This window comes from Microbulbifer litoralis, from assembly GCF_023634065.1.
In the GTDB taxonomy this organism is placed as follows: Bacteria; Pseudomonadota; Gammaproteobacteria; order Pseudomonadales; family Cellvibrionaceae; genus Microbulbifer; species Microbulbifer litoralis.
Window position 1 is genome coordinate 559,931 of sequence record NZ_JALKCV010000001.1, and the last position, 26,543, is coordinate 586,473.

Here is a 26,543-nt window from a genome sequence, read left to right on the forward strand (position 1 = left end):
AAAAGGAAGAAATACAGTGGAATCGATTATCTCCGTCAAAGGGCTCGGCAAAACCTATGCCGGTGGGTTTACCGCCCTGAAGAATGTGGACCTGGATATCCGTCGCGGCGAGATATTTGCGTTGCTGGGTCCCAACGGCGCCGGCAAGACCACATTGATCAGCATTATCTGCGGTATCGTCAATCCCACCAGCGGCACAATTACCGCCGACGGTTGCGACATCGCCCGCGATTTCCGTGTGGCGCGCAGCAAGATCGGGCTGGTACCACAGGAGTTGGCCACCGACTCCTTCGAGAGCGTCATGGCAACGGTCAAGTTCAGCCGCGGCCTGTTCGGCAAGGCCCCGAACCCGGCCTACCTCGAGAAGCTGCTGCGCCAGCTCTCCCTGTGGGAAAAGAAGGACAGCAAGATCATGGCGCTGTCCGGCGGCATGAAGCGCCGGGTGATGATCGCCAAGGCGCTGTCACACGAGCCGGACATCCTGTTTCTCGATGAGCCCACCGCGGGCGTGGATGTGGAGCTGCGCCGGGATATGTGGGAAATGGTACGCGGCCTGCGCGAATCCGGGGTGACCATTATTCTGACCACCCACTATATCGAAGAGGCCGAGGAAATGGCCGATCGCATAGGTGTGATCAATCGCGGCGAAGTGGTACTGGTGGAAGACAAGAACACCCTGATGCAGAAGATGGGTGAGAAGGAGCTGAGCCTGCACCTGCCGGAGCCGCTGCAGCAGGTGCCGGAGACACTGCGCGACCTGCCACTGACCCTGAACGAGGACGGCAGCCAGCTGATCTACCGCTTCGACATCAAGAGCAGCGATACCGGCATTACCGAATTCCTGCGCCGGCTGAACGAGGCCGACATCGAGTTCCGCGACCTGCACACGCGGGAGAGTTCCCTCGAGGAGATTTTCGTCGGGCTGGTGCACAACGCGCGCAGTGAGCAGGCAGAGCAGTTGACCAAGGAGACGCAGGAATGAACTGGTACGGAATCCGAGCCATCTACAAATTCGAAATGGCCCGCACCTGGCGCACTCTGATGCAGAGTATCGCCTCGCCGGTGCTGTCGACGTCGCTCTACTTCATTGTCTTCGGCGCCGCCATCGGCTCGCGCATGGGGGATATCGACGGGGTCAGCTACGGCGCCTTCATCATTCCCGGGCTGATCATGCTGTCACTGCTGTCGGAGAGCATCTCCAACGCCTCTTTCGGGATCTTTTTCCCGAAATTTTCCGGCACCATCTACGAGGTGCTATCGGCACCGGTGTCGGCGTTCGAGATTGTCGCCGGCTATGTCGGGGCCGCGGCCACCAAGTCGATCATTCTCGGCCTGCTGATACTGGTTACCGCGCGCTTTTTCGTCGACTACCACATCGTGCACCCCTTCTGGATGCTGGGTTTCCTGGTATTGACGGCGCTCACGTTCAGCATGTTCGGCTTTATCATCGGCATCTGGGCCGACGATTTCCAGAAGTTGCAGGTGATCCCGCTGATGGTGGTCACGCCGCTCACCTTTCTCGGCGGCGCCTTCTATTCCATCAACATGCTGCCGGAGATCTGGCAGAAGATCACCCTGTTCAACCCGGTGGTCTACCTGATCAGCGGTTTCCGCTGGGCCTTCTACGGCGTGGCGGACGTCAACGTGGGGGTCAGCCTGGGCATGACCATGCTCTTCCTGCTGCTGTGCATGACCGGGATCTGGTGGATCTTCCGCACCGGCTACCGGATCAAGACGTAACAGGCCGGCGGTGCGCACGGCGCACCCTATTCGCGGGTTCCGTAGGCGCGCATGAACACCTGCACCGCCGCGGCGACCCGCTCGCGGTTTTCCGCCTCCGACGGCGCCTCGCAGCAGCCGATCAGTACCTGCACGTTCCGGCAGCCCCCCTGCAGCAGGCCGAAGAAAAACTCCGCCGCCGTAGCGGGGTCCTCCACCCGCAGCAACTCCAGTTCCTGCGCGCGGCGCAGGAAACGCTCCATCTGCGTCAGCGTGCGCCGCGGGCCGGCCTCGTAGAACAGCTGCGCCATCTCCGTATCGCGCCCGCCCATACCGCACAGCAGTCGCATCAGGCGCACTGAATCCTCACTGTCGATCATCTCCAGGAAGGCCTCGCCGATCCGCTGCAGCATCCCGGCCACCGAGGCCCCCTCCTCCAGGTCGAACATCGGCATCGGCATCTGGCTGCCGCACTTGGCCTCCACCGCGGCGCTGAACAGCGTCGCCTTGTCGGAAAAATGGCTGTAGACAGTCAGTTTTGACACGCCGGCGGCCGCGGCCACCGCATCCATACTGGTACCGGCAAAGCCCTCCGACAGGAACAGCCCCTTGGCCGCATCGAGTATCGCCCGGCGCTTGGCCGGGTCCTTCGGGCGGCCCCTCGACGCGGCCGGAGAAGACAGTTCAGACATAGTGCTCCATATACTGGACTCGAGAGTTCAATAAAATTACTATACTCGCCAGTATAACATTACCGGCGGGTCCGGCGCCCGTTGGCACCTGTAGAGGGAAGGGAGTTTCCATGGTCCGATCGCTCACTCTCACCGGCATTGCCGCGGCGGCACTGGCTCTCGCCGCCTGCTCGCCACCGGAAGCCGATACCGGCGAACAACCGCGCCCCGCCATCGTCGTGCAGCCACAGCAGGCCGGCGTGGAGCGCGAGATCTATCCCGGCGAGGTGCGCGCCCGCTACGAGCCCGACCTCGCCTTCCGTATCGGCGGCAAGATCAGCCGGCGGCTGGTACAGGTGGGCGACCGGGTCAACCGCGGCGACCCACTGGCGGAACTCAACGCAGAAGACCTGCAACTGGAGCTGGACGGCGCCCGCGCCCAGCTCGATTCCGCACAGGCCGACCAGCGCCTCGCCAGCAACGAACGGCAACGACACCGCTCGCTGCTGGAGCGCCAGCTGGTCAGCCAGTCCCAGTTCGATACCGTCGAGAGCCGCTACGATGCCAGCACCGCGCAGCTGGAGCGGGCCCGCGCCAACCTGGAAGTGGCCCGCAACCGCGCCGGCTACGCGGTATTGAAAGCGCCGCGGGACGGCGTGATCGCCCGGCGCCAGGCAGAGGCCGGCCAGGTGGTGGCCGCCGGCCAGACAGTGTTCACGCTGGCGGCGGACGGCGACCGGGAAGTGCGCATCGACCTGCCGGAACAACAGATCGACCGCTTCGCCGTGGGGCAGACAGTCACGCTGGAACTCTGGTCGCGCCCGGGCGAACCCTTCAACGGGCAGATTCGCGAACTCTCCCCCGCCGCCGATCCGGCCTCGCGCACCTTCGAGGCGCGGGTGGCCTTCGACAACGAAAAAGTCAAAGCCGACCTGGGCCAGAGCGCGCGCGTGTTTGCCGACACCGGTGAACGCCACGGGGCCCTGTCGATCCCGCTGGCGGCGCTGACCGCGGACAATGGCAACCCCTTCGTCTGGGTATTGGATCCGGACGGCAACACCCTGCACAAGACACCGGTTACCGTGGGCGCCTTCGGCACGGAGCGGGTGCCGGTGCTGGATGGCCTGGCTCCCGACAACTGGGTAGTGGCCGCCGGCACGCAACTGTTGCGGGACGGCCAGCGGGTGCGGCCGGTAGACCGGATGAACCGGCCGGTGGAAATCGAGTCTTCGCAGCCCCGGCAGAATTGATGCGAGAACCTGCCTGCATACAAACGGCCGGCGGGTTTCGACCCCTCGCCCGCAGGCAGGCTCCCACAAGGCCCCGGCCGGGGGAAAACCTTCAGGAAGAATCACTATGGCTTTCAATCTCTCCGAGTGGGCGCTGAAGAACCGCCCGCTGGTGCTCTACGCCATCGTCCTGATGGGACTGATGGGCATCTATTCCTATACGCAACTGGGCCAGAGCGAGGACCCACCGTTTACTTTCAAGGTGATGGTGGTCAATACCCTGTGGCCCGGCGCCAGCGCCGGGGAAGTCTCCCGCCAGATTACCGAGCGGGTGGAAAAAAAGCTGATGGAGACCGGTGACTACGACCGCATCACCTCCTTCTCCCGCCCCGGCCAGTCCCAGGTAATGTTCGTCGCCCGCGACGATATGCGCTCCAGTGAAATCCCCGATCTCTGGTACCAGGTGCGCAAGAAGATCGGCGACATCCGCCACACACTGCCGCCGGATATCCAGGGGCCATTTTTCAACGACGAGTTCGGCACCACCTACGGCAATATCTATGCGCTGACCGGGGCCGATTTCGACTACGCGCTGAAAAAGGATTACGCCGAGCGCCTGCAGCTGGCGCTGCAGCGGGTCGAGGATGTGGGCAAGGTGCAGCTGGTCGGCCTGCAGGACGAGAAAATCTGGGTCGAGCTCTCCAATACCAAGCTCGCCTCGCTGGGCATTCCCATGTCCGCCGTGCAGTCCGCGCTGCAATCCCAGAACGCCGTCGCCGACGCCGGCTTTGTGGAGACCGGCAGCGACCGGGTGCGCATTCGCGTCAGCGGCCAGTTCCGTTCCGTCGACGAAATCCGCCGCTTCCCGATCACTGTCGGCGGCCGCACCCAGCAACTGGGCGATATCGCCGAAGTACAGCGCGGCTTTAGCGACCCGCCGCAACCGCGCATGCGCTTTATGGGCGACGATGCCATCGGTATCGCCGTGTCCATGAAAGCCGGCGGCGATATCCTGGCACTGGGGGAAAACCTGGATGCCGCCTTTGCCGAACTGCAACAGGACCTGCCGCTGGGGCTGGAACTGCGCAAGGTCTCCGACCAGCCGGCGGCGGTAAAACGCAGCGTGGGTGAATTCGTCAAGGTGCTGGCGGAGGCACTGGCCATCGTGATGCTGGTGAGTTTCTTCTCGCTGGGTATACGCACCGGCCTGGTGGTGGCCCTGTCGATCCCGCTGGTGCTGGCGATGACTTTCGCCCTGATGCAGTATTTCGATATCGGCCTGCACAAGATCTCCCTCGGCGCCCTGGTACTGGCCCTGGGGCTGATGGTGGACGACGCCATCATCGCCGTGGAAATGATGGCGATCAAGATGGAACAGGGTTTCAGCCGCCTCAAGGCCGCCGGTTTCGCCTGGACCAGCACCGCCTTCCCGATGCTGACCGGCACCCTGATCACCGCCGCCGGCTTCCTGCCCATCGCCACGGCCCAGTCGGGCACCGGTGAATACACCCGCTCGATATTCCAGGTGGTCACACTCTCCCTGCTCGCCTCCTGGGTGGCGGCGGTGGTATTCGTGCCCTATCTCGGCGACCGCCTGCTGCCGGACCTGACCCGCCGCGACAGCAGCGGCGAGGTACAGGATCCCTACCAGAAACCGTTTTACCGGCGTTTCCGCCGGCTGGTGCAATGGTGCCTGAGCTATCGCAAAACGGTCATCGCGCTGACGTTGCTTGTTTTTGTCGGCTCACTGGCACTGTTCCGCTTTGTCCCGCAGCAGTTCTTCCCCTCTTCCGCACGCCTGGAACTGATGGTGGATATGAAACTGAGCGAGAGCGCCTCGCTGACCGCAACCGAACGGCAGGCCGCGCGGCTGGAAAAACTGCTGGCCGAAAACCCGCTGGTGGACAACTACGTGGCCTATGTGGGCACCGGTTCGCCGCGCTTCTACCTGCCGCTGGACCAGCAACTGCCGGCGGCCAGTTTCGCGCAGTTTGTGGTGCTGACCCGATCGATCGAGGAGCGGGAGCAGGTGCGCAGCTGGCTGATCTCGACCATGCACGAGCAGTTCCCCACGGTGCGCTCGCGTATCTCGCGGCTGGAAAATGGCCCGCCGGTGGGCTACCCGGTGCAGTTCCGCGTGTCCGGCGAACATATTCCGGAAGTGCGGACAATCGCCCGCGAAGTGGCGGACCGGGTGCGGGAAAATCCGGCCGTGAGTAATGTGCACCTGGACTGGCAGGAGCCCAGCAAGGCGGTGCAGCTCAATATCGACCAGGCCCGCGCCCGCGCCCTGGGCGTGACCAGCGCCGATCTTTCCCGCGCACTGCAGAGTTCCCTGGCCGGCGTTGCCGTCAGCCAATACCGGGAGGACAACGAACTGATCGATGTACAGGTGCGCGGCAGCGACGGCGAGCGCGGTGCACTGGGCAGGCTGGGCAACCTGGCGGTGCAGACCGGGAGCGGTCGCAGCGTGCCATTGAACCAGATTGCGACGCTGGAATACGGCTTCGAGGAGGGCGTTATCTGGCACCGCGACCGCCTTCCGACGGTAACCGTGCGCGCGGATATCTATGGAGAACAGCAGCCTGCCACCGTCGTGAACCAGGTCTGGCCGCGGCTGGACGAAATCCGCGCGTCGCTGCCGCCGGGTTACCTGCTGGAAATCGGCGGCGCCGTGGAGGAATCCGCTCGCGGCCAGGAATCCGTCAACGCCGGTATGCCGCTGTTCGTGCTGGTGGTGGTGACGCTGCTGATGCTGCAGTTGCGCAGCTTCTCCCTGTCCACGATGGTGTTTTTGACTGCGCCGCTGGGTATTGTCGGCGTCACCCTGTTCCTGCTGGTCTTCCGCCAGCCGTTCGGTTTCGTGGCCATGCTCGGCACCATCGCACTGGCGGGCATGATCATGCGCAACTCGGTCATCCTGGTGGACCAGATCCAGCAGGACATCAAACAGGGACTGGCGCCCTGGGAGGCGATTGTCGAGTCCACGGTGCGGCGTTTCCGGCCGATCGTGCTGACGGGCCTGACCGCCGTGCTGGCGATGATCCCACTGTCGCGCAGCGACTTTTTCGGTCCCATGGCGGTGGCGATCATGGGTGGGCTGATTGTGGCCACGGCGCTGACACTGCTGTTTTTACCGGCACTTTACGCGGCCTGGTTCAGAGTCCGGGAAGAGAGCAGCGAAACGACAGAATACCAATCGATGCGGCGGGGGGAGCTTGTCGGGGAATTGTAGGGGCGAACCTGTGTTCATCTCTGATTTCCGTGCCCCGAAACTGGATGTTCTAAGCAAATGCAGTGGCAGCCCTGATGCCGGGAAGGGTTTCGGGACACGCCGTAAATCCATCCCTGGAGGCTTGTCTGCGAGGTCCCTCTCGCAGACAGTCCCGAAACCCTTCCCGGCATCAGGGCCTTCTCATCGGCTTCATAGTTCTTTTTAGGCCCCGTACAGAGATAGATAGAAACTCTAATGTCGATGCGAAGGCGCCACTAAACTCTTTTACATCACGGCCCGAAGCGGCATTAACAAACAGAACGAACACAAGGTTCGTCCCTACGGATTGAAATCCGGATCGGGGGTTTCTTCCAACAGGGCCATTAACCTGTCCGGCCGGTTGGTGACGATGCCGTCCAGCCCCAGCTCGATATAGTCGCGCATATCCTCCGGTTCATCGACAGTCCACACGGACAGGTGCAGGCCGCAGTTGCGCGCCGCGTTGACAAAACGCGCTGAAAAAACCGGAATGCCGTAGTAGTGCATGGGTAATTGCATCGTCTGGTAGGCCGGGCTCAACAACCGTTCGGCGAAAAGCCACTGGGCGATAAAAAACAGCAGTGCTTCCGGCATGGTGGCACCGGTGGCCACCCGCGGCGACAGGCGGCGGAACTCGCGTATCACGCCGCGGTGGAAAGAGGACACGATCACGCGTGCCTCGCAGCCGGCTTTTTCGATCGCGTCGCTGAGCACCCGCGCCGCCAGCGGATCGTCGTTTTTCAGTTCGATAACGATCGGCGTCTCCGGCAGGGCCGCGAAGACTTCGTCAATGGTGGCAATGCGCAGCGGACTGTCGCGATAGGGATAGCGACCTCCATCACTGCTCCAGCGATGGGCCACGTTCAGCTCTCGCAACTCGTCCAGCGTCATTTCAATAATGGCACCGCTACCGTCGCTGGTGCGGTCGACGGTACCGTCATGCATCAATACCAGATGGCCATCTGCGGTGAGATTCAGGTCCAGCTCCAGCGCATCCACCCCCAGTTCGACCATCTTCTGCAGGTAGAACAGTGTATTGCCGGGATAGAGGCCGTTGCCGGCGTCGTCGCCGTGGGAGATGACCAGTGGGTGATGGCGGTGCGCCAGCGAGAGCGACGTCAAGGGTACAGGGCGCGCAGTGGCGTAGCACCAGAGCAGGAAAACGACGATTGCAAAGAGTGCCAGCCAGAGCATCTGAAGCCTTATTCAAAGTACACGCGCGGGAGGCGCCGCGGCGCCTTACGGCAGGATTTTTTCCAGCCGCTCCAGGTCGTTGATCACCCGCCAGCTGCCACCGCTTTTCTCCACCCGGCTCTGCCAGTCCTGCAGACGTCCCAAGTATTCGTTCGGGTCGATATTGTCGCTGCGCAGCTTGGTCACGTTCAAGGCGACCAGGTTGAAGCCATCCAGTTGCAGCGGCACATCGCGGTTGTAGCCCTCCTTGATCTCCTCCTTCAGGTCGGAAAATATCAGGATGGTCTTGGTGCCGGGCCGCTTTTCATTCAGGTATTCCACCGCCTGCAACAGGCCGCCGGTGATGTCGGTATAGGAGGCCGGCTCGGTATTGTCCACAAATTGCTGGATGGACTGCTGGAATGCCTGCTTCTGCTTGTTGGTCACACTGGGGCGGTCATCGAAGGTGACCTTGGCCTGGATATTTTTCTCGCTGAAACTGCCGGTGTTGATACTGGCCACGGCGAAGGTATCGCCGGGGTTCAGCTTGGCCAGGGTGTAGTTGATCACCTGCTGCGCCTTGTCCAGTTCCTCGGTATAGGTGCCGGAGGTGTCGATCAGCATATAGACACCGCGATTGTGCGCCACTGGCTCGCCGCAGGCGCTCAGCAGCAGGCTGCAGGCCAGTGCCGCAATGGTTGGCAGTGAAATTTTCATTGGGCTTTCTCCGCGTTTGTCGGCTCGACGGTCCGGGCGCGCCAGTCGAGCACTTTGTTTTCCAGCCACAGGGGAAAGAAGATAACGATATCGTAGAGCCGCACCAACAGGGTTCCGGCGCGCAGCGCCGCGGTACCGGTGAGGCGCAGGGTCACGGACAGGATTCGCAGAGCGAAGGAGGTGACCACACCGATCACCGTGCGGGCGGACGCGATGAAATTCTCCAGCGGAATCGCGACAAAAGTCAGCGCAAACGGAAGGATAAAGCCCATGCCCATCTGCGCCGCGGTGGTGATCCAGTAGACTCCGCCGGTCTGGGCCGCCACCTCGTCCCCGCGAAGCTGGGCGCTGACCGCCAGGTCCTCCTGCATCAGTATTTCCCGCATGAAGGCGAGCCCCGCCTCTACACTGGCGAGGAAAAACAGCAATACGAATGCGGCCCACATCATGCGCATGCGCAGCTTGTCGTTCAGCGCCCCGATCACCGGGAAGAGCCGCGTGATACGCAGGCACTCCATCACGAACAGCCCCATGGTGATTTCCACCAGGATAATCACCAGTGCCGAGATATCCGCCACCTTGAAACTGCCGATATAGCTGGTGCCGCCGACCATCTCGGTCATCGGCCGCGCGATCAGGTGAAAATTGATCAACGCGCCGCCCACGGCGATCGCCAGCACGAAGGCGGCGATGAAGAACTGGCTCAGGGAGGAGGAGGACAGCATGCGCAGGGCGCGGTCGCTGCCCTGCTCGATTTCCTCGTAGCGCTCCATATGGCCATCGATGGCCTTGGCCCGGCGGGTCACCGATTCAACACTCTTGTTGACCCGCCCGAGCGTGGTCAGCATCGAGCGCCAGTTGGGCATCATGCGCTTCAGCAACTGGTGGCGCTCCCGCGCCGATTCGCGGTAGGCCTCCAGCGCCTTGGACTCCGCCTTGCGCATCGAGTGGTGGATGGTCTCGAGCACGTCGCCCACCACCGGATCCTGCTTGGCCGGGATATCCGCCACCGCCTTGATCGCCTTGGCCCAGTTGGTGGGCTCCGGCGGTACCTCGGCGCTGCGCACATAATCCTCGTCGATGGCGGTGAGCTGTTCGCACAGGCGCCGGTGCAGGGCCGGGTACTGCGCCAGCTCCTTTTTCATCGTGGCTTCGATACGGTCGAACTCGCGCTCCACGTGGCGCTCGGCGGCCTCGCGCCCCACCGCCAGCAACACCTCGCGGTTGCGCTCCTGCAGGCGCTGTTCGGCACCGGCCACGGCATTGGCCCCCAGGCGCAGGGACTGGTGAAAGAAACGCGCCAGGGAAAAGATGCCCTGGTGCACCGGCTTGCGCGCGACAAACAAGGCCACCAGCGCCAGCAGAAACCACAGCCAGAGCGGCAGGCTATCCATTAGTGCGGTCACGGTGTTGCCTCCTCGGTTATTGTGTTTTTCAGTTAATCCTAACAGCAGTAGGCAGCACTATCGCCCTTCAGTTCACAGTTTCCCTGCGATGAAAAGTCCGACCGCCCGGCCGCTAACCATTTGGCACGAATATCGACGACTATCAGGTCGATAGATATTTCCAATCATAACTCGCGTCAAAATAATGAACCGGACGGATACCCTCGCGGTAAATACACATATTGTGTCAATTACCGATCTTTCTGGTCACTTTTCACCCAAATTCTCAAGGAAAGGGACATATCGATGATGTTCGCCAACCACGACCTGCTGCTGGTGGGCCTGTCCTACGCAGTTTCCGTGCTCGGCTCCTATACCGCACTGGAACTGGCCACCGCCATACCGGCTGCAGCCTCGCGCAGGGAAAAATATTCAGCCATTCTCCGTGCCGCGGCAGTGATGGGCGGTGGCGCCGTCTGGAGCATGCACTTTATCGCCATGCTCGCCTTCGACATGGATATCGCGGTGTCCTACGACATCCTCGTCACACTGCTCTCGGCGCTGATCAGTATCGGCGCCTGCACGATGGGCTTCATGATCGCCGGGATCGGCCGCTACCAGTTGATCAACCTGCTGCCGGCAGGCTGCATCATGGGTTGCGGTGTAGCCGGTATGCACTACGCCGGCATGGCGGCGATGCTGATGCCGATGGAAATCGACTACAACCTGAATACCCTGTTGATCTCGGTGATCATCGCCGCCGTTGCCTCCTGCACAGCCCTGTGGATGGCCTTCTGTATGCGCGGCTACTGGCAGAAGCTGGTCAGCGCGCTGGCGATGGCCGTGGCCATCTGCGGTATGCACTATACCGGCATGGCCGCGGCCAGCTACCGCCCCAGCGGAACCACTCCCACAGACAGCGGCCTCGGCGCAGTCAGCGGAGACTATCTGGGCCTGGCCACCTTCACGATTGCAACATTACTGCTCGCGCGGGTATTGCTCAAAACCGTTTCCGCCCGACGCGAGAGTGGATCTGTAATCTCGAGCTAAAAGGTTGTCGGGGGCCGCTGATCACGCACACTGGTAACAGATGATCGAAGCCCCTGTACAAAGATGAACACTGTCGCCGTGCTCCGCAGACCATCATCGTCTTCGACCTCGAGTTCAAATTCCAGGATTCTCACCTGCTGTAAGGGGCCGCCGAAAACCGGGGCGACGAATGTGGCAGAGCCATTCGGGAAGGATTCGATATCGACCGCGGTCCCGGAAAGCTGGCGCCAGTGAAATTCGACAATCGTGCCGTCCGGGTCGTGGGATGAGGACCCGTCGAGTATCACCTGGTCTCCCGCCGTCACGGTTTGTACCGGCTCCACATCGGCAGTTGGCGCCAGGTTGCCCTGCACTGCGACCGAAACTGTATCTGTCGACGCGAGACCACTGCTATCCTCAACCTCGAGTTGAAATTGCAGTAACAGGTTTTCACCGGGAGAGTCCGGCGCGACAAAGGTCGCGGTGCCGTCCCCCGCGGCATTCAGGCTGACGGAGGGGCCGAAAGTCTGCGTCCAGTGATACCCGACAATCTCGCCATCGCTATCGGAAGATCCCCTGCCATCGAGCAATACCAGCGCGTTGCCCGAAACCGATTGATCGACACCCGCATCGGCGACAGGTGGTTCCTGCTCCGCAGTTTCCGCTCCAGGCAAAACCACAAGCCCCCGATTGTAATCTGCCACCACCACGTCGGGAATACCGTCGCCGTTGATATCGCCGGTATCCAAACCCTGCGGGTTGTAATGCGACGCGTAGGGGATACCGAACAGGGATTCTCTGCCCAGTGTGCCGCCTTCAAGCTGCTCGTATACACCCAGCTTGTTCGAGCCGCCGTGTAAAACCAGTAGATCGTCTGTCGAATTCCCGTTGATATCCGCGGTGACAATGGTCTCGGGGATATCATAGCTGGGTAGTACCTGCGGTTGCTGCAGCAGACCGTCGTTTCCCTGGTGGAAAACGGCGATCGAGGCTGCCGGCTGGTTGCCCCCAAAGGTGACCGCGACATCATTCAGGCCATCGCTGTCAACATCGCCGATGGTGACAGCATTTGTCAGCTCGTTGCCACCGAGATCGTAGAAAGCCACCGACTTGAAACCACCCTGTCCGTCCGATGCGACCACGGCCAGGTTGTCCGCGAAAGTCTGCCCGCTCATCACGACGATATCGTCGGCACCGTCCGCGTTGACATCGCCAAGCACAAGATCGTCGTTGCCTCCATGCGGTGCGTAGTGCAATTCCGCTTGGTGGCTGATACCCAGTTCTTCCTGGTAGAAAACTCCTACACTGTCATCGCCCCAGCCAATACCGGCGATATCGTCGAGGCCATCGCCATTCAGGTCGGCCACGGCGATACGCGTGGAAAGAGGAGTGTCGATGGTATCGGCGCTGAAGAGAGTGCCATCCGTATATTGCAGGAATATCTCGATATGGCTGCGGTCCATACCGACGGCGATATCCAGTAGCCCATCGCCATTCAGGTCTCCGGCGGCGATCGTCTTCGGTTGGCTCGTGTATTCCGCATCGACCGCGTAACTGACCGGTGGCCGCAAGTTGCCGTTCTCATCCTGCAGGAACACCTTGAGCTTGTAATCATTTTCCGGATCAAAATACGTCGAGGTATTCAGCAATACATCGTTGCGACCGTCGTTATTAAAATCCCCGATAGTCACTGCCTCCGGATGGGAACCTGTCGCGTGGGCGAAATAGGGCAGCAGTTCAACATCCGCGCGCACAGTTGCGGCGATCAGGAAAGTAGCCGACGACAGGCCGGCGAAATGAATAAGCTTTCTGAGTTTCACAACATCTCCTTGTTATCAGGTTGTACCAGCCGCAGATGGCTGACAGACAAAACCCTAACACGGAGAAGAGGATAAATTGTGCATTTCAAATGCGGGATAATGACGAAAGATAGCAGAATCCCAAGCGTCGACATAATAAAGGAATAAATTCGAAATCCGTATGCCCGAAAATCGCAAACAGGAAATATTTCAATCCAGTCGCTTCCGGAAACGCAATATCGCAAACGCCATCATCAGCACGATAAACACTACCAGCGCCAACAGGTCCGGCCATAGCTCCAGCAGGTTGGCACCACGCAGCATGACGCCGCGAATCAGGCGCAGGAAGTGGGTCAGCGGCAGCACTTCGGCGATCCACTGTGCCGCCCTGGGCATGCCGTCGAACGGGAACATGAAACCGGACAGCAGGATCGAGGGCAGGAATACGAAGAAAGTCATCTGCATGGCCTGGAACTGCGACTGGGCGCGGGTGGAAATCAGCAGGCCCATGCTCAGGTTGGCGAGAATCAGCAGTATGCCGGCCCAGTAGACATCGAGTACGCTGCCGCGGATGGGGACGTCGAACAGCAGCATGCCGAGAATCAGGATCAGGCTGGTCTGTACCAGGCCGATCACACCGTAGGGCAGCACCTTGCCGATCATCAGTTCGGCGCTGCTGACCGGGGTGGCGATCAGCAATTCCATATTGCCCCGTTCGCGTTCGCGCACGATCGCCACCGCGGTGAACATCACCATGGTCATGGTGAGGATGATGCCGATCAGGCCGGGAACGATATTGATTGCCGAGACCCGCTGCGGGTTATAGAAACTCACCACGCTGATCTGTGGCGCCGGCAGTGGCACCGAGGAATCCCGCGGTTCACCGGGCGTATAGGTCAGAGGCATCTGCGCGAGCTGCACGGCGGCGCTCTGCACCACGGTGTCGCTGCCGTCCACCAGTACCTGCACGGCCTCGTCACCGGCGGCCAGGCGGCGCTCGAAATCCTGCGGGATCACGACACCGACGCTGATCTCGCCGCGGCGCAGCAGGGTCATCAACTGCTGCGGGCTGCTGGCCTCGGTCACCGGCTCTATCACGCCGGTGGCGAGCATATCCATCACCACCTGGCGCGAGCCGCTGGTCAGCGCCTGGTCGGCCACCGCCGCCGGCAGGTGGCGCAGGTTCAGGTTGATGGCGTAGCCGAACAGCACCAGCTGCATGACCGGGATACCGATGATCATCGCCAGGGTGATCCGGTCGCGGCGGATCTGGCGCAACTCCTTGATCACCACTGCCCAGAGGCGCCGCAGGTTCACGAGTGCTCCGAGGGCTGTTGTTGCGGTTGTTTATTGGTCACGGCGACGAAGACATCCTCGAGATTCGGCGCGGCCGGGACCACCTCGGCGTCGACACTGGCATTCGCCAGTGCGTCCTGAATTCGCGCCGCGCAATCTCCGGCCTCGGCGCAGAGCACGCGCAGGCTGTTGCCGATCTGCGCCGCGCTGATCACGCCGGATACGGTCAGCACGATGTGCTTCGCCTGCCGCGGGTGCTCGCCCTTTATCTCCAGCGTACGGTCGGCCAGCCTGCCGGTGAGTTCCGCCGGGCTGCCATCGGCGACCAGCACGCCGCGATCGAGAATCGCCAGTCGGTGGCAGCGCTCCGCCTCGTCCATATAGTGGGAAGAGACCAGTATGGTGGTGCCGGCGTCCGCCAGCTCAAACAGCTTTTCCCAGAAATCCCGCCGCGACTCCGGATCCACGGCGCTGGTGGGCTCGTCCAGGAACAGCAGTTCCGGGTTGTGAATGACACTGCCGGCCAGCGCCAGGCGCTGCTTCTGGCCACCGCTCATGGTACCGGCCAGCTGGTTGGCGCGGTCGCTGAAGTGGTATTCCTCCAGCAGTTCGTCCACCCGCTCGCGCGCCTTCTTCGGCGGCAGGTTCTGTACCGCGGCCAGGAACTCCAGGTTTTCCTGCAGGGTCAGGTCGGCAAACAGGGAAAATTGCTGGGTCATGTAGCCGATACGCTGGCGCAGGGTTTCCGCCTGTTCGGGAATGCGCAGCCCCAGCACCTCGATCTCGCCGTCGGTCGGTGTCAGCAGGCCACAGAGCATGCGGATACTGGTGGACTTGCCGGAACCATTGGGACCCAGGAAACCGTAGACCTGGCGCCGCTCCACGGTGAGGTCCACATCGTCGACTGCGCGCAGCTCGCCAAAACATTTGGTCAGGCCGCGCGCACGAATGGCAATGTCGCCACCGCTCACGGTTGCATCCCCCGGGGGGCGCCGCGCCCGCGGCTACTGATCAGCAGCTCCGGCGGTGGCAGGAACTGCGCACTCTCGCGCCGGCCAAACTCCGCGCGCAGGGGCAGACCGGCCGGCAGGTCGACCGCATCCTCGCCCAGCTGGATTTCCGCCAGGTAGCTGAGACGCGCCACATCGTCACCGGTCAGCGCGTAGTAGGGAGTGAAGCTGGGCTCGCTGCGGATCATGCGTACCCGGCCGAGAAATGGCTGGCCGATACCCTCTACATGGACCCGCGCAGAGTCGCCGACACGCACATCCGCCCGCAGGGGCTCGGGAATATAGACCCGCGCATAGGGCGTATCCCCCACCAGCATGATCGCCAGCGGTCCGCCGACCGGCGCCTCGTCACCCAACTTATAGGGCAGGCTGTCTACCAGGCCGTTCCGCGGCGCCTGTACCTGGAGCTTGTCCAGGAGAACCGCCTGGGCGCGGGCGTCGGCCTCCGCCTGGGCCAGTTGCGCCTGCCCCTGGGCGATTTCCTCGCTGCGGGTGCCTCGCTGCAACTCGAGCAGGGCCGCCCGGGCCGACTCCACCTGCGCCGCGGCCGAATCGGCAGCCGCCTTCGCGCTGTCGATGTCCGACTGGGAGACATAATCCTTGTCGCCGAGGGCGCTCAGGCGCCGGTAGTTGTCCCGCGCGTCTCTCTCCTGTGCACGCGCCTCGCGCAGGCTGGCCTCGGCACGCTCTATCTCCTCGATGCGCGGGCCCGCATCGAGCTCTTCGAGGAAAGCCCGCTGTCGCTCGACCTGTGCCCGGTTGGCGGCGAGCTGGGCACGGGTGCGGCGTTCATCCAGTTGCAACAGGGTCTGTCCCGCCTCCACGCGCTGGCCCTCGCTTACCTGGATCGCGACGATCCTCTCCGCCGCCGGGGCCGGCAGCGCAATGCGATCCCACTCCAGGGTTCCCAGGGCCCGGTCGCGCTCCGGCTGGCAGCCCGCCGTCAGCAGCAGTGCCAGCGCGGGCGGAATCAGGTACCGAAACACAACCATCGCCGCGATGAATCCTCCCTTATTCAAGGTTGCAACTCGAGTCCCCGCGACAGCAATGCCAGTGCATGCCGCTGCAGGTCCTCGCTGGTGATATCGTCCGCGCCCAGCGCCTCGCGCCAGATATGGCTGCCGGCGGCGGGGAAGAGCGTCAGGCCCAGCAGCGAGACGATCAGCAGGCGCGGATCCAGCGCCGCATTCAGCCGCCCGGCGCGCTGGGCCGCGGCGAAGCGCTCCGTCATGACGGCGGTGAAGTCGCGCACCACCTGCTCGATCACCAGCTCCCTCAGGGCCCCGCCCTCGCTCAGCACCTCGCGCACCCAGAGCGCCGGCCACCACGGGTTCTGTGTCACCGCCTCCCCCATCGCGGCGACAAAGGTGGTCACAAACTGGCCAACATCATCGCCGGCGGCCTCGAGCTTTTGCTGCACTTCCGCCAGCAGCGGCAGCACCCGCTCCCCGACCACCGCGTCCCGCAGTTGATCGCGGTTGCCAAAATAGTAGTGCAGCAGCGCCGGGGTGACGCCGGCCTCAGCGGCGATCGCCTTGACCGAGGTGGAGGCGATGCCCTCCCGGGCATAACAGACCAGGGCGGCGTCCAGCAGGGAGTGGCGCAGGTCGGCGGAATCCCGGGCGGGGCGACCGGGTGAGCGGGCTTTGGTCATTTCGGCTCCACGGGCAGAGATGGATCAGTCGATATCCCTAAATTTAATTAACTAATTAATTAAATTCAAGCCTCTTCTGCCCAGGCGCAAGCATGGGGGGTTGCACCTTCACCGGGGCAACAAGGTGCAATCCCATCATCCCCTGGGAATCCAGGGTCACGGCGCTCCATCGGCTTCAAAGCTGGCCCGGGAACAACTGACCGGAACTGGTGAACACAGTGAGTCCGACGGATGCCAGGAAAATGGCACTTTTGTACCATCTGCGGAATAAACCAGAAATTATCCGAAAGATTGAATCTCTACGATATCCCCGATACCGATTTCCCATCGGACACAACCGGTTTAAACGCCAGAACACCGAGCGAACTAACCGCTACAAACAGAGTTTTTAATCGGTTGGAACTTAACTGTACGTTCTGCTGAGAAGAATTTCCCAGCCCGACCATACCAATGTCCTACCCCCCGGGACACACCTCGTTCTTACCCGAACAACCCGCCAAAAGACGCACGAATGTCTCAAAATGAAAACCCCAAAAAACAGGCAGAAGAAAGAGCCCCGGCTCAAATTGGAACTGACTTTCCAGCAAAAAAGAACTATATCCGACCCGGGAAGTAACAACGCATTACACCGTTTAAAAAGTGGCAAGAATTAAAACGGAGTGGAGGCCATTTGCCCCGTGTGCGACTGGATAGTGTCTACACTCCAAACCAAACTCTCAGATGATGAGTGATTCATCTCAAACAACAACGATCTCCTGCGCCACGGCGCAGTTGACATGGGGTTAAAAGGTGACAGGGCCCGGACGGGAAAACCGGCATCAAGGCACAGGCATTCCGGACCGCGGGTCATTGTCAAAAATGGAGCGGCTTATGCCAATTCTTTTCTTCAGCGGTTCAGGCCTGCAAGGTGAACTGCTCTACTCACTGGTCTCAGACGCGCTGCCATTCAACTGGGAAAAATCGGAAATCGGGAAACAGAAAAACTGCCTGCAGAATTATCGCGCCATCGTCATCGACTGCTGGCACCTGGCGACGAACGGAGAGGCCGGCAATATTCTCGACCTGTTGAGAAAGCTGAACCACCCGAGAATCCTCCTGATCAACTACCCGGCGGAATCCTCTATTCGCCTTGGCCAACAACTGAAGGGCAACAATACGCTACTGCTCTGTGATGCCAGTACCGATCGGGAAAGCCTTATCCGAAAACTGGGTACGGCCCTGCAGAACAGTGATCATCCACCTCCCAATGAAACACGCGGCCAGTTGCTTTTGACTCCCCGGGAGCAGGAGATACTGACACAATTGACCACCGGTGAACCGAACAGTGTTATCGCATCAAAGCTCCACCTGAGCGAGCACACCGTGAAGAACCATATGTACAACATCTTCCGCAAGATCGGCGTCAAAAACCGTTTGCAGGCGAGCAACTGGGCCAAATTGCATCTCCAGGCCGAGAAGATATGAAACGCATGGCACTGTTATTCCTGCTTTTCCAACTGCCGTTGCAGGCCCAGGAAGAGACCGGGGACCCACAGGCTGTCGGCGAAAAACTGGATGACAGCGGGCGTATCGAGAATGAAATCAGCGGCTTCAACATCGACCGGACCATCACACGGACGGGCCATGACTTCGCGCGCTATATGAGTGCCTATCGCAATCTCCACTACCCCGACAGCGACTATAACCTCACGATTTACGAGAGGCCCTCCGCCCGCTGGGGCAACCTGATCTGGGTCACCTACAACAACAAGACCGTTTTCCGGCGCTTTATCAGCCCCAGCACGAACGATATCCGAAAGCTGGCGGAAGAGGTATCGAAACATGTCCACGAAGTAGTGCTACAGGAAAAGGTGCGCAACGCGCTGATCGATCACTACGACCTCGGAAAGGATGAATTCTGATGAAGACGACAGATCCAAAATGGCGGGCCGCTCCACTGGCCCCATTACTTCTCCTGAGCGGCGGACTGGCCTCGGCCACGGAGCTGATCTATGAGCCGGTAAACCCCAACTTCGGCGGCAATCCGCTGAACGGCAGCTACCTGCTGTCCAACGCCCAGGCGCAGGACACGCACGAGGATCCCGATGCGCCGGAAGACCTCTATGAACAGCCCAGCCCGCTGGACCGCTTCACGGACTCCCTGGAAACGCGCCTGCTGAATCAGTTGCTGACCGATGTGGGTAACGGTAACAGCGGCGAGCTGGTGACCGACGACTTCATTGTCCAGATCCTCGACAACGACGGCGTACTGACGGTACTGGTAACCGACCGCAACACCGGCGACAAAAGTGAAATCGTAGTCAGCGGACTGAACCCGACAAATTAACGCCTCAGCTTCACTCTGATAAGAATTACTGGAGAGAAAGGCAATGCGTATTGCGATAACAAGGTTTGCCTTGCCCCTGCTGGCAACCGCAGTCACATTGGGCGGCTGCACCGCCGTCAAGAGCACTGGCGACGCGTTGTTCGGTCCCGGGAAAAGTGACGCCCAGCTGACCCCGAGGACGGGCACCTACAAGGACCTGATCAACCTGCCCCAACCCAAGGGCAAGATACTGGCGGCGGTCTACGGTTTCCGCGACCAGACGGGCCAGTACAAGCCCGCCCCGAACAGCAGCTTTTCCACTGCGGTAACCCAGGGCGGCGCCTCCATGTTGATGGATGTGCTCAATGAATCCGGCTGGTTTATCCCGCTGGAACGCGAAGGCCTGCAGAACCTCCTGACAGAGCGCAAGATCATCCGTGCCGGCCTGAACAAACCCAATGCCCCCGCCAACAACAACAGTCCGCTGCCGTCGCTGGTGGCCGCCAATATCCTGCTGGAAGGGGGAATCGTCGCCTACGACACCAATATCCGCACCGGCGGTGCCGGGGCCCGCTACTTCGGCATCGGTATCGACGACCAGTATCGTGTGGACCAGGTGACCGTCAACCTCCGCGCCATCGATATCCGCTCCGGCCGCATACTGCACTCGGTACTGACCTCCAAAACGGTCTATTCCAAGGCCATCAGCGCCGATGTCTATCGCTTCATCAAGTTCCGGCGGTTGCTGGAAATGGAGGCCGGCACCACCACCAACGAGCCGGCGCAACTGGCCATGTTGTCGGCAATGGAGTCGGCGGTCATCCACCTGATCAGCGAGGGAATTGTCAGCAATTCCTGGGCCCTGGCCAATCCGGACGAGATCAACAACCCGATTCTGCAGTACTACCTCAACGAAAGCACTTACATCATGTAAACCGGTGCCGCTATTGAACATTGCCGATGCACGCAGCCTGCGCCGGCCGGGCGCCAGAGTGAGATTTCCACCGATGAGAATTGCGCATTCAATTGCCGTCCGCGCACTGACCCTGCTGTTTGCCGGCGGCCCCTGTGGTATTGCCGGTGCCCAGGACCTGGCGCCCGGCTCGGAACTGGCCAACAGCAGCGAGCTGGATTACAGCAGTACAGCTTCATTGGCCAACCTGGCAATGATTCTCCAGGACGGCAATTTCAACCGGGTGGATGCCAGACAATACGGCCTGCTGAACTACCTCTCCGTTCTCCAGAGTGGCCAGCAGAATACCCTGTCGGTCATCCAGTCCGGGGGGGAGAATTCGGTGATTGCCCGCCAGTTGGGCGAAAGCAACATCGCCGCACTGCTGCAGGCCGGGTATGAAAACTTTATCCAGCTGAACCAGGTGGGCTACGCCAATACCGCGGGCGTATCCCAGGTCGGCATCCGGAACTCCGCCCAGGTCAGTGAAATAGGCGTTCGCCACAATGTGGACATCTACCAGAGCGGCAATGGCCTGACGACCTCGGTGACCGTCACCGGCGCCACTGCCGCCAATGTAACGGTCAATCAATACGACTGATAAAGGTTGGGAACTCAACGTGAAAATCCTTTCCGCAACTGCCGCGCCACTGCTGCTGATCGCGAGCGTTACCGCAACCGCGGCCGACAACAGCGCCGAACAGACCCAGGATGGCACGGGCAATACCGCCTACGCCGAACAGATCGAGCCCGGCGCTTCCGACAACAGCCTGATCCAGGAACAGGACGGAGCCTACAATACCCTTACTGCGGGCCAGAGGGAGGAGTCCGACAGCAGTATCGAACAAATCCAGGAAGGCTTCCTGAACTCTGCCACCAGCCTGCAGCTGGGGGGGTCCGGCAATAGCAGCGCGATCTACCAGCTGGGCGTCCGCAACAGCGCCGGCACCCTGCAGAAGGTCGCTGTGGACAACCGCGCCATCTCCGAACAGCGGGGTTACGACAACCAGTCCGAAATCCAACAGGACCTCGGCATCGGCAACACGGCGGCTACAGAGCAGCGCGGGCAGGTGCACAGCGCCTCCATCTCACAGGTCTCCAGCTATCACAGCGAGGCCTATATCGATCAGCACGGCACCGACAACGAGGCCGATATCGCGCAGACCGGCGTCGGTCATTTTTCCAGTGCCGGGCAACAGGGTGCCTTCAACCGTGCCGACATAGACCAGGCGGGCGAATTCCAGGAAGCCGATATCGCCCAGAGCGGCTTTGCCAACGGCACTGTTGTGATCCAGGAAGACCTGTACAACAGTGCCATCGTGACCCAGGATGGCTCTTTCAATACGGCCGCCGTGCGGCAGACCGGCACCCTCGGTATGGGCGGCAGCCACCTTTCCGTGATCAGCCAGTCCGGCAGCCTGAATGAAACCGCGATCATCCAGGCCGGCTCCTCCTCCTCGGCAATAGTGACCCAATCGGGCAGCGGTAACTCCGTGTCTCTGGTGCACTGAACAAGACCCGCAGTGCACTCCGGCAACGCCGGGTAAAACCTTCCATTCCGGGGCGCGGCGTATGCGCCCCATCGACGAAACCACAGTCGATTCCCCACAGCAGGCAACCCCGGACGGAAACAGCGACTCCCCCGGGCACCCCCTGCCCCGTTCCCAGCATCCAAAAGCACAACTGTTCAAAAATCGAACTTTTTTCCTAGTGTTTCGACACTTCTCTCCTATGGCCACCTCCCGATTGAGCAGCAAGACTCAATACATCTTCAGGTCAAACTTTGAACAGTTTGATTGATTTGTAAACTCCCAACCAAAGTCACCGTCGCCTGAGTCGCCGCCAGCGGAGCCTCTACCGGCAGTACTACAGGGAGCCAAGGCCACCTTCAGACGAATCGGGGCCAGTCGGGTTTCCCCATCCGGAAACGTGCCGTTGCGCGGGATGGGAAAGATGAAAAGTTTCAGCAGCGAAGCCAGTGGCGGGCCGGGTGACGACCGCCACTCCGCTGACCCAGACATGGTGCAGGGATCTGCGCCATTGTAAATCGGTACGGCCAGCAGGGTACGTACTGATTCTTCCAACGTCGGACGTAAGTGAAAGGAGCAACACATGAAGACGTTTTCCCCGATCGCCGCAGCAGTACTTCTTGCAGCAAGCGGTAGTGTTCTGGCAGACAACAACATGGCCACCAAAAGCCAACTGGGTATCGGCAACGATGCCATTTCCGTTCAGGCTGGCGGTGACGTAAACAACAACGAAACCAACCAAACCCAGGTAGGTCTCTTCAACGACTCCCTGGCAATCCAGACTGGTGGTGAAGATTTCGGTGATATCGATCACCTGCAAATCGGCATTGCCAACGACGCTTTCTCCCTGCAGGCGGGCGGTAACTTCAACGATGCCACAGTGACCCAAGTGGGTGCCGGCAACGATGGTGCCACCGTACAGCTGGGCGAAAACTTCAGTGACGCCACTGTCATGCAGGTCGGCTTTGGCAACGACGGTGTCGTTCGCCAGGTTGGTGGTGCCTTCAACGATGGTGAAGTCAACCAGACAGGCGCAGGCAACGAAGGTGAAGTCAACCAGATCTTCGCTTTCTTCTCCGACGCCCTGGTGGACCAGGACGGTATTGCCAACGATGCCGACACTGACCAGAGCGGCGCCTTCCACGATGCCGAGACCTACCAGAACGGTATCGCCAACGACGCGTGGACTGACCAGGTCGGCCTGGGCCACGACTCACTGACCGTACAGAATGGTATCGTGAACGATTCCGACGTGACCCAACTGGGTGCGTTCCACGATCAGTACACCTTCCAGACCGGTCTCGCCAACGACTCTGTAACCTTCCAGGCCGGATTCAATCAGCTGTCTGTTACCAGCCAGCTGGGTATTGCCAACGACAGCATCACCCTGCAGTTCGTTACCAACAGCAATACTTCCATTACCGGACAGGTTGGTATCGGCAACTTCGCTTTGACAGTCCAGTAAGCGCGTTTTATTGCTGGAACAATGGGGCGGCCACACGGCCGCCCCTTTGTCGATCTGAAATTGCGATACCAGTGGTAACGGCAACAACCGGCCCACCAGTAAACAGATCCTTTGAAGTGAGAAGTAAAGGAGCCACCGGTGAAAACACTTACTCCTATCGCCGCCACACTGATGTTGGCCACAAGCGGACTTGTTGCAGCGGCAGACAATACGGCGATTACCAACCAGAATGGCATCGACAACGAGGCCGTGGCCGACCAGGACGATCCGGGATCCAGCGGAAACCTGATCCAGCTGGAACAGGGCGGCGCCTTCAACAATGCCGAGGCCAGCCAGCGCGGAGAAACGGAAAGCCATATCTACCAGGTGCAGGACGGGTTGGCGAACGAGGCCTACTCCCTGCAGATGAACGGCACCGGCAATATCGCCAACATTCACCAGTCCGGGGCCTTCAACGAGGCCTCCACCTGGCAGCTGGACAACGACGACAGCGAGGCAACCATCCGGCAGAATGGCTTTGCCAACGATGCCGAGATTTACCAGGTGGCCGGCGGAGACAATGTGGCGGTCATCGAGCAGATGGGCTCCGTTCACGGCGCCTCCATCGGCCAGTATGCCAGTTACAACTCCGATGCCTATATCTACCAGAGTGGTGTCGGCAACGAGGCGGACATCCTGCAATCGGGTACCGGGCACTACTCGAGCATTCACCAGGACGGCCTTGCCAACACGGCGATCTCTGCCCAGGGTGACCTCCACAACACATCCGAGATTTACCAGAGCGGCTTTGGCAATGAGGCCCAGGTGACCCAGGTATCCTGGTACAACACCGCGGTCGTCAACCAGCGCGGCTTTCTCAACAGCGCCGATGTCTATCAGTTCGGCCCGAGCGGCAGTCACCTGGCAATCATCAACCAGTCCGGTGGTCTCAACGAGGCGACCGTCATACAGAGCGGCTACGCCGAGACGGCGAACATCACTCAAAACGGTATAGGAAATAACGCTGTCGTTATCCAGTGACGCAAGGCGCACTAAACCGTTTGCAGGCGGTGGATCGTCGGGGCGGATGCCCTGGCCGTCCGCCGCTCCACTTCCCCGGATTACTGTCTTGAGCCCCTGCTAGTGGTCCATGCGGAAAGTTTGGTGACTAAGGAGCACAGCCAAAGTGTTCAGATCAAGGCGAGAAAGCGCAGGAATAGTGGTTCTATTTCAAGCTTTCTCAACGCAGAGCTGGACGCTTTGGCGACGCGAACAGTTACACAACTTTCCGCATGGACCACTAGGGCTGCTCTGCATGCCTTCTCTTCAGGGCGGCTTTTCAGAACCACTTCCCCGACCTGGTTCCGCACCAACTTTACCGTCTCTCACAGGTGCCGCTCACCCTACTGACGGCTCCAACCAAAAGAATCATGGCTGTAATTTTTCAGGAAATGACAGTTGCGCAATTTTCATCAAAAACAAGACTTTTTTCCCACCATATTTGGCACTTCCCTCTCATAGCGAAAGCAAAACGCCACGACAAGAATAATGGGGAGACAACCTGTTTTTAAGGATCTTCAGCCACCAATGGATTGGCCTTCCGAAACAACCCTATTGATCCCGTCCGGAAACGCGACCTCCCGAGCAGGCCGCGGGCGGGGAAGATTTACAGCGGGCTTACGTGCCGGACCGGCATTGCTCCTCCGCTGTAAAGCCCGATGGCACCGGCACTGGTGCCATTTCAAGCCGGCTTGATTCAAGCCGGAATTCATCGACGTCAGAGCTCATTGAAGTTTGTAGTAATGGAGACACTCATGAAGACGTTAACCCCCATCGCCGCGGCCATTTTGCTGACCATCGGCGGTACGGCATTTGCCGAGGACAACACCGCGGTGCAGAACCAGGTCGGTGTAGGCAACTCGGCTTCCGCAACCCAGACAGGCCACGCCACCAAGAAGAACCTGATCGAACAGGATCAACACGGTTTCTTCAACAACGCGGATGCCACCCAGAGTGCCGAACGCCACAGCACCATTTACCAGCAGCAGGACGGCGCCCATAACGACGCCTACTCCCTGCAGGCGCACGGTGCCCACAATACCAGCACCAGTATGCAGAGTGGCATTGGCAACTATTCCAGCACCACCCAGATTTCCCAACTCGGCAGCACCGCCACCACCATGCAGTACGGCGTGGGCAACAAGGCCTCTACACTACAGCTGGCAGGTGTCGGCAATACGTCCACCATTGACCAGTCCGGCTTCTTCAACAAGGCCGACGTAACCCAGGTCCTGAGCTTCCACTCCAATGCCTCGATTACCCAGACAGGTCTGGGTAATGATGCCTCGGCCAAGCAGAGCGGTTTCGGCCAGGACTCAAGCATCGACCAGGATGGCAAATTCAACCATGCCAGCACTACCCAGCTGCACGGGTTCGGCAACGATGCGACCATCCTGCAATCCGGCTTTGGCAACAAGGCATCCATGCTTCAGATAGGCATCCACAACGAGGCACTGGGCTTTCAGAAAGGCTTCGCGAACAAGCTGAATGTATGTCAGGACGGGGTCGGCCACCTGGCTGTTTCCTCCCAGCTCGGCCTCTTCAACAAGGTGAGCATTTCCCAGGTAGGCCATCACGAGTCGGCCTACACAACCCAGGTGGGTATCGCCAACCACGCCAAGGTCTGGCAGTAACCCTGCGAACCTGTTGACGTGGTTTACTGTGCAGATAACAGCAATCACTTTGCGCAGTCCACAAAAACCAAGGGCGGCCAGAGGCCGCCCTTGTTTTTATCACTCGAGAACAGATACGGTGTCAGAGATGCTCAACGGCATCGATTTCATACTCCACCGCACCGGAAGGCGTGTGCACTTCCACCACATCCCCGATCTCCTTGCCGATCAGCGCGCGGGCGATGGGGGAGTTCACTGAAATTTTCTGCTGTTTCACATCCGCTTCGTCATCACCGACAATCTTGTAGGTAACTTCCGCATCGTCATCCATATGGATAATGGTCACGGTCGTGCCGAAAATCACCTTACCGCTGGGCTCGATGGTTTTGACATCGATCACCTGTGCATGGGACAGCTTGCCCTCGATTTCCTGGATGCGCCCCTCGATAAAACCCTGCTTCTCACGCGCGGCGTGATACTCGGCGTTCTCCTTCAGGTCGCCGTGCTCGCGCGCTTCCGCGATGGCCTGGACAACCGCCGGACGCTCGACCTTTTTCAGTTTTTCCAGTTCAGCGCGCAGTGCGTCGGCGCCTTCAATGGTCATTGGTACCCGGTTCAATGTGGGACCTCCAATTCTTATTACTAGAAAGCCGGGTTCCGCCCGCTGTGCGAAACCCGGCTGCTCTTTTCTTGAGAATTTCTCTCC

The 26,543-nt window shown here is 60.4% G+C and carries 24 protein-coding genes; 14 read left to right on the forward strand and 10 right to left on the reverse strand.

Going from position 1 to position 26,543, the window contains the following annotated elements:
• Positions 1-16 precede the first annotated feature (16 nt).
• Together MWN76_RS02195 and MWN76_RS02200 are read left to right on the forward strand one after the other, a co-directional pair.
• The gene (locus MWN76_RS02195) at positions 17-982 is read left to right on the forward strand and encodes an ABC transporter ATP-binding protein (protein ID WP_250458971.1); all 966 of its coding nucleotides are present in this window, start codon (positions 17-19) and stop codon (positions 980-982) included.
• Positions 979-1,740, forward strand: coding sequence for an ABC transporter permease (locus MWN76_RS02200; RefSeq protein ID WP_250458973.1), 762 nt, complete (start codon positions 979-981; stop codon positions 1,738-1,740). Before MWN76_RS02195 ends, MWN76_RS02200 begins: the two co-directional genes overlap by 4 nt.
• A gap of 26 nt (positions 1,741-1,766) precedes the next feature.
• Here MWN76_RS02200 and MWN76_RS02205 read toward each other — a convergent pair whose 3' ends face one another.
• Positions 1,767-2,411 (reverse strand): TetR/AcrR family transcriptional regulator, encoded by a 645-nt coding sequence (locus MWN76_RS02205; RefSeq protein WP_250458975.1) that lies wholly within the window; start codon positions 2,409-2,411, stop codon positions 1,767-1,769.
• 110 nt (positions 2,412-2,521) lie between these two features.
• Here MWN76_RS02205 and MWN76_RS02210 point away from each other — a divergent pair, with 110 nt between their 5' ends.
• Together MWN76_RS02210 and MWN76_RS02215 are read left to right on the forward strand one after the other, a co-directional pair.
• A complete protein-coding gene (locus tag MWN76_RS02210; protein WP_250458977.1) occupies positions 2,522-3,640 on the forward strand; it encodes an efflux RND transporter periplasmic adaptor subunit in 1,119 nt (372 codons plus the stop codon).
• A 106-nt stretch (positions 3,641-3,746) separates the two neighbouring features.
• Positions 3,747-6,854 carry an efflux RND transporter permease subunit gene (locus tag MWN76_RS02215; protein WP_250458979.1) on the forward strand — a complete coding sequence of 1,036 codons (3,108 nt, stop codon included), beginning with the start codon at positions 3,747-3,749 and terminating at the stop codon, positions 6,852-6,854.
• Positions 6,855-7,172: 318 nt separating this feature from the next.
• Here MWN76_RS02215 and MWN76_RS02220 read toward each other — a convergent pair whose 3' ends face one another.
• From MWN76_RS02220 to MWN76_RS02230, 3 genes are read right to left on the reverse strand one after another with little or no spacing between them, the layout of a single operon-like run.
• Positions 7,173-8,066, reverse strand: a complete 894-nt coding sequence (locus tag MWN76_RS02220; RefSeq protein WP_250458981.1) for a glycerophosphodiester phosphodiesterase family protein — start codon at positions 8,064-8,066, stop codon at positions 7,173-7,175.
• A 45-nt stretch (positions 8,067-8,111) separates the two neighbouring features.
• On the reverse strand, positions 8,112-8,762 hold the full coding sequence (locus MWN76_RS02225; RefSeq protein WP_250458983.1) for a vWA domain-containing protein: 651 nt from the start codon (positions 8,760-8,762) through the stop codon (positions 8,112-8,114).
• A complete protein-coding gene (locus MWN76_RS02230; protein ID WP_250458985.1) occupies positions 8,759-10,168 on the reverse strand; it encodes a hypothetical protein in 1,410 nt (469 codons plus the stop codon). The genes MWN76_RS02225 and MWN76_RS02230 overlap by 4 nt, the downstream gene beginning before the upstream one ends.
• 285 nt (positions 10,169-10,453) lie before the next feature.
• Between MWN76_RS02230 and MWN76_RS02235 the strand changes: the two genes are divergently transcribed.
• Positions 10,454-11,197 carry an MHYT domain-containing protein gene (locus tag MWN76_RS02235; RefSeq protein ID WP_250458986.1) on the forward strand — a complete coding sequence of 248 codons (744 nt, stop codon included), beginning with the start codon at positions 10,454-10,456 and terminating at the stop codon, positions 11,195-11,197.
• Here MWN76_RS02235 and MWN76_RS02240 read toward each other — a convergent pair.
• From MWN76_RS02240 to MWN76_RS02260, 5 genes are all read right to left on the reverse strand, one after another.
• Positions 11,194-12,996, reverse strand: coding sequence for an FG-GAP repeat domain-containing protein (locus MWN76_RS02240; RefSeq protein WP_250458987.1), 1,803 nt, complete (start codon positions 12,994-12,996; stop codon positions 11,194-11,196). The genes MWN76_RS02235 and MWN76_RS02240 overlap by 4 nt on opposite strands.
• A gap of 189 nt (positions 12,997-13,185) precedes the next feature.
• The gene (locus tag MWN76_RS02245; RefSeq protein WP_250458988.1) at positions 13,186-14,292 is read right to left on the reverse strand and encodes an ABC transporter permease; all 1,107 of its coding nucleotides are present in this window, start codon (positions 14,290-14,292) and stop codon (positions 13,186-13,188) included.
• Positions 14,289-15,242, reverse strand: a complete 954-nt coding sequence (locus MWN76_RS02250) for an ABC transporter ATP-binding protein (protein WP_250458989.1) — start codon at positions 15,240-15,242, stop codon at positions 14,289-14,291. The genes MWN76_RS02245 and MWN76_RS02250 overlap by 4 nt, the downstream gene beginning before the upstream one ends.
• Complete coding sequence (locus MWN76_RS02255) at positions 15,239-16,273, reverse strand: HlyD family secretion protein (RefSeq protein ID WP_250458990.1); 1,035 nt, start codon at positions 16,271-16,273, stop codon at positions 15,239-15,241. Before MWN76_RS02255 ends, MWN76_RS02250 begins: the two co-directional genes overlap by 4 nt.
• 23 nt (positions 16,274-16,296) lie before the next feature.
• On the reverse strand, positions 16,297-16,935 hold the full coding sequence (locus MWN76_RS02260) for a TetR/AcrR family transcriptional regulator (protein ID WP_250458991.1): 639 nt from the start codon (positions 16,933-16,935) through the stop codon (positions 16,297-16,299).
• A gap of 870 nt (positions 16,936-17,805) precedes the next feature.
• Between MWN76_RS02260 and MWN76_RS02265 the strand changes: the two genes are divergently transcribed.
• From MWN76_RS02265 to MWN76_RS02305, 9 genes are all read left to right on the forward strand, one after another.
• Complete coding sequence (locus MWN76_RS02265; RefSeq protein WP_250458992.1) at positions 17,806-18,399, forward strand: helix-turn-helix transcriptional regulator; 594 nt, start codon at positions 17,806-17,808, stop codon at positions 18,397-18,399.
• Positions 18,400-18,404: 5 nt separating this feature from the next.
• Entirely contained in the window at positions 18,405-18,836 is a 432-nt protein-coding gene (locus MWN76_RS02270; RefSeq protein ID WP_250458993.1) for a CsgE family curli-type amyloid fiber assembly protein, read from the forward strand.
• Positions 18,836-19,261 (forward strand): curli assembly protein CsgF, encoded by a 426-nt coding sequence (locus MWN76_RS02275; RefSeq protein ID WP_250458994.1) that lies wholly within the window; start codon positions 18,836-18,838, stop codon positions 19,259-19,261. Before MWN76_RS02270 ends, MWN76_RS02275 begins: the two co-directional genes overlap by 1 nt.
• A gap of 43 nt (positions 19,262-19,304) precedes the next feature.
• Positions 19,305-20,174: a CsgG/HfaB family protein gene (locus MWN76_RS02280; protein ID WP_250458995.1), complete on the forward strand. Its 870-nt coding sequence runs from the start codon at positions 19,305-19,307 to the stop codon at positions 20,172-20,174.
• Between the two features lie 73 nt (positions 20,175-20,247).
• Positions 20,248-20,793 carry a hypothetical protein gene (locus MWN76_RS02285; RefSeq protein ID WP_250458996.1) on the forward strand — a complete coding sequence of 182 codons (546 nt, stop codon included), beginning with the start codon at positions 20,248-20,250 and terminating at the stop codon, positions 20,791-20,793.
• A 19-nt stretch (positions 20,794-20,812) separates the two neighbouring features.
• A complete protein-coding gene (locus tag MWN76_RS21110) occupies positions 20,813-21,703 on the forward strand; it encodes a hypothetical protein (RefSeq protein WP_250458998.1) in 891 nt (296 codons plus the stop codon).
• Positions 21,704-22,376: 673 nt separating this feature from the next.
• Entirely contained in the window at positions 22,377-23,186 is an 810-nt protein-coding gene (locus MWN76_RS02295) for a hypothetical protein (RefSeq protein ID WP_250459000.1), read from the forward strand.
• Between the two features lie 138 nt (positions 23,187-23,324).
• Positions 23,325-24,206 carry a hypothetical protein gene (locus MWN76_RS02300; protein WP_250459002.1) on the forward strand — a complete coding sequence of 294 codons (882 nt, stop codon included), beginning with the start codon at positions 23,325-23,327 and terminating at the stop codon, positions 24,204-24,206.
• 773 nt (positions 24,207-24,979) lie between these two features.
• Positions 24,980-25,858, forward strand: coding sequence for a hypothetical protein (locus MWN76_RS02305; protein WP_250459004.1), 879 nt, complete (start codon positions 24,980-24,982; stop codon positions 25,856-25,858).
• A gap of 121 nt (positions 25,859-25,979) precedes the next feature.
• Here the strand turns inward: MWN76_RS02305 and greA are convergent, their stop codons facing one another.
• Positions 25,980-26,456 (reverse strand): transcription elongation factor GreA, encoded by a 477-nt coding sequence (gene greA, locus MWN76_RS02310; RefSeq protein WP_250459005.1) that lies wholly within the window; start codon positions 26,454-26,456, stop codon positions 25,980-25,982.
• Between the last annotated feature and the right edge of the window lie 87 nt (positions 26,457-26,543).

Bases quoted from the DNA above. Each gene is read 5' to 3' on its own strand.
- MWN76_RS02200 (WP_250458973.1), top strand. From the start codon at position 979: ATGAACTGGTACGGAATCCGAGCCATCTACAAATTCGAAATGGCCCGC.
- MWN76_RS02205 (WP_250458975.1), bottom strand. From the start codon at position 2,411: ATGTCTGAACTGTCTTCTCCGGCCGCGTCGAGGGGCCGCCCGAAGGAC.
- MWN76_RS02210 (WP_250458977.1), top strand. From the start codon at position 2,522: ATGGTCCGATCGCTCACTCTCACCGGCATTGCCGCGGCGGCACTGGCT.
- MWN76_RS02215 (WP_250458979.1), top strand. From the start codon at position 3,747: ATGGCTTTCAATCTCTCCGAGTGGGCGCTGAAGAACCGCCCGCTGGTG.
- MWN76_RS02220 (WP_250458981.1), bottom strand. From the start codon at position 8,066: ATGCTCTGGCTGGCACTCTTTGCAATCGTCGTTTTCCTGCTCTGGTGC.
- MWN76_RS02225 (WP_250458983.1), bottom strand. From the start codon at position 8,762: ATGAAAATTTCACTGCCAACCATTGCGGCACTGGCCTGCAGCCTGCTG.
- MWN76_RS02235 (WP_250458986.1), top strand. From the start codon at position 10,454: ATGATGTTCGCCAACCACGACCTGCTGCTGGTGGGCCTGTCCTACGCA.
- MWN76_RS02255 (WP_250458990.1), bottom strand. From the start codon at position 16,273: ATGGTTGTGTTTCGGTACCTGATTCCGCCCGCGCTGGCACTGCTGCTG.
- MWN76_RS02260 (WP_250458991.1), bottom strand. From the start codon at position 16,935: ATGACCAAAGCCCGCTCACCCGGTCGCCCCGCCCGGGATTCCGCCGAC.
- MWN76_RS02265 (WP_250458992.1), top strand. From the start codon at position 17,806: ATGCCAATTCTTTTCTTCAGCGGTTCAGGCCTGCAAGGTGAACTGCTC.
- MWN76_RS02270 (WP_250458993.1), top strand. From the start codon at position 18,405: ATGGCACTGTTATTCCTGCTTTTCCAACTGCCGTTGCAGGCCCAGGAA.
- MWN76_RS02275 (WP_250458994.1), top strand. From the start codon at position 18,836: ATGAAGACGACAGATCCAAAATGGCGGGCCGCTCCACTGGCCCCATTA.
- MWN76_RS02280 (WP_250458995.1), top strand. From the start codon at position 19,305: ATGCGTATTGCGATAACAAGGTTTGCCTTGCCCCTGCTGGCAACCGCA.
- MWN76_RS02285 (WP_250458996.1), top strand. From the start codon at position 20,248: ATGAGAATTGCGCATTCAATTGCCGTCCGCGCACTGACCCTGCTGTTT.
- MWN76_RS02295 (WP_250459000.1), top strand. From the start codon at position 22,377: ATGGCCACCAAAAGCCAACTGGGTATCGGCAACGATGCCATTTCCGTT.
- MWN76_RS02305 (WP_250459004.1), top strand. From the start codon at position 24,980: ATGAAGACGTTAACCCCCATCGCCGCGGCCATTTTGCTGACCATCGGC.